This window comes from Microvirga sp. P4_G7, assembly GCF_056401005.1.
In genome coordinates this window covers 1-2,468 of sequence record NZ_JBFUKD010000563.1, presented here as the reverse complement: position 1 = coordinate 2,468, position 2,468 = coordinate 1, and the positions used below count along the sequence as shown (strand labels likewise).

The 2,468-nt window shown below is 63.3% G+C and carries 4 protein-coding genes; all 4 read right to left on the bottom strand.

The features are described from left to right. Window positions 1-817: 2-hydroxyacid dehydrogenase (locus AC1DT3_RS17955; RefSeq protein WP_477466592.1), on the bottom strand; the 817-nt coding region annotated here is incomplete at its 3' end. A gap of 37 nt (window positions 818-854) precedes the next feature. After that, the gene (locus tag AC1DT3_RS17950; RefSeq protein WP_477466591.1) at window positions 855-1,190 is read right to left on the bottom strand and encodes a TfoX/Sxy family protein; all 336 of its coding nucleotides are present in this window, start codon (window positions 1,188-1,190) and stop codon (window positions 855-857) included. Between the two features lie 52 nt (window positions 1,191-1,242). Beyond that, window positions 1,243-1,767, bottom strand: coding sequence for a MarR family winged helix-turn-helix transcriptional regulator (locus AC1DT3_RS17945; RefSeq protein ID WP_477466590.1), 525 nt, complete (start codon window positions 1,765-1,767; stop codon window positions 1,243-1,245). A gap of 107 nt (window positions 1,768-1,874) precedes the next feature. Beyond that, on the bottom strand, window positions 1,875-2,468 hold a 594-nt coding region (locus AC1DT3_RS17940), incomplete at its 5' end, for an ABC transporter permease (protein ID WP_477466589.1).

The window sequence follows — 2,468 nt, the reverse complement described above, 5'->3', positions numbered from 1 at the left end:
CCATGTCGATGAGGTCCTGTGGCACGCGTGGTTCGTCCTCGAACACGTCGAGACCGGCGGAGAGAATCGTGCCCGACCGTAGCGCCTCGATGAGCGCCTTCTCGTCGACGACGCTGCCGCGCGCGACGTTGATCAGAATGCCTTTCGGACCGAGAGCTTTGAGGATTTCGGCATTGATGAGGTGCTTCGTGCCGGCGCCGCCGGGTGTGATGACCACGAGAATATCGACTGCTTCCGCGAGCCCCGCGACGCTCGCATGATAGGGATAGGCGACGTCGCTCTGCTGCGTACGTCCGTGATATGCGATCGCGAGATCGAAGCCTTCGAGGCGCTTGGCGATCGCTTTTCCGATGCGACCGAGTCCCACGATGCCGACGGTCTTGCCGCGCAAAGTCGGTGAGAGAGGAAATGGCCGCTCCAACCATTTGCCGGCGCGCAGATAGCGATCGGCCTGAGGGATTTGGCGAACGGTCGCGATCAGGAGGCCAATGGTGAGATCGGCGACCTCGTCGTTGAGAACGTCCGGCGTGTTGGTGACGATGATGCCTCGCCGGGCTGCTTCCGCTGCATCGACGTTGTCGTAGCCGACGCCGAAGCTCGCGATGATTTCCAATTGCGGCAGCCGGCCGATCAACGCCGCATCCGTTCGCCCGTGTCCCGTGCTCGTGGCAATTCCGCGAATGCGTGAACCCACGTCGCGCAGGAATGCGTCGCGGTCCTTGGCCTCCCACAAGCGATGGATGGTAAACGCGGCGTCGAGCCTTTCCATGACGATCGGCAGCATGGGCGCGGTCATCAGCACATCGGGTTTGGACATCGCTCGTTTCCTAAGTCGGGTCGTTATCGGAGATTCGTCAGAGCGCGCAGCGTATCGAGCCACCGCGGCGATGGGCAAGATCGATGTCGGATGCCGCGCGTTGGAGCGCGTCCTTCACATCGGATGGCAGATCGAGCCAATGGCAGCCGCGCAGCGCGGCTTCGAGTGCGTAGAGGGCATTCAGCGAGACGTTGCGGGGAAAGGCGAATTTCAGACGGCGATAGGCCTCGACGGCGCCCAGGCGGCGAAGTTCGCTGACTGCGTGGACGCCGACGTCGGTCAAGCGCCGCTGCGTGACCGGTCCGATGCCCGAAAGCGTGCCGATGGCGTCGTCGTGGACGGACGCGTGGGAGTTCGTGGCCGGTCGCTGCATCAGGCCACGATAGAGGAGAACAACGCGGGAGGCGATAGGCCCCTATCGGCCCTCAGGCGGCGATTACCGTCGTGGCATCGTCCGAATCGCTGTCCAAATCGTCGAGCTCGTCCTCCGGACTGTCGAAGCCGTCGAGATCGGCCCCGGTCAGTTTGGCGAGGTTCTTGGCGCCCTTGCGCAGGAGCTTGCGCAACCGTTTGCGGTCCTTCGAATCGAAGCCTTCGAGGATCTCCTCCTCGACCTCGTTCCACAATTCGTCGATCGCGGCGGCTTTCTTCTTGCCTTCCTTCGTCAATTTGACCCTCACGACCCGGGCATCGCCCGGTTCGGTGTGGCGCTCGACGAGCTTCATCGCGGCAAGGCGGGAGACGGTCTTGGAGGCGGTCGGGGGACGCACCCGGAGGATGCCGGCGAGCTCTCCCATGGTCATGCGTCCTTCGCTGGCAAGGGCTTGGAGCACCTGCTCCTGCCCGGCGAAGAGGTCGAGTTTCGCCAGCTTGTCCCCCATCCGGCTCCGATGGAGGCGGGAGGCTTGAACGAGAGCCCAGCCTACGCTTTTCACGCCAGGATGTTTCATTCGTGCACCTGTCAAAAGGGGACGCAATCCGTCAGCCAACCATGAAGATGGGTCATGACGGTTCGATGACAATCGGACGTCCGTCCACAGGCCAATCGCGCGACGGGTCAGTTTTCCGTCTCCAATGCGCTCTCGTGCCAATGGCGCAAAAGCCAGCGCGCCAGGAGCGATGTGACGAGGTAAATGGCGACGCCGGCGAGGGCGAGGAGGACGAGGGCGGCAAACAGGCGGGGAATGTTCAGCCGGTATTGGCTCTCGATGATGCGATAGGCGAGCCCTGAGCTGATCCCGGCCGAGCCAGCCGCCATTTCGGCGACGACCGCCCCGATGAGGGCGAGACCGCCCGCGATCTTGAGCCCTGCCAGGAAGGCGGGGAGAGCGGCCGGGAAGCGCAGATACCAGAGCGCGCGAAGACGCGACGACAAGCGCCGCATCAACGGGATCCGCCCGGAAGGGGGTGCGGGATCATAGAGTTTGAACAATTCGATCAGATTGCGGTCGACCGATTGCAGCCCGAGCATGGTGTTCGACAGGATCGGAAAGAACGCGACGATCCAGGCGCAGGCGAGAACGGCGACCTCCTGCGGCATGTAGATCAAAAAGAGCGGCGAAATCGCCACGACCGGTGTGACCTGGAGGATGACCGCGAACAGAGCGGCGAAATCGCCACGACCGGTGTGACCTGGAGGATGACCGCGAAC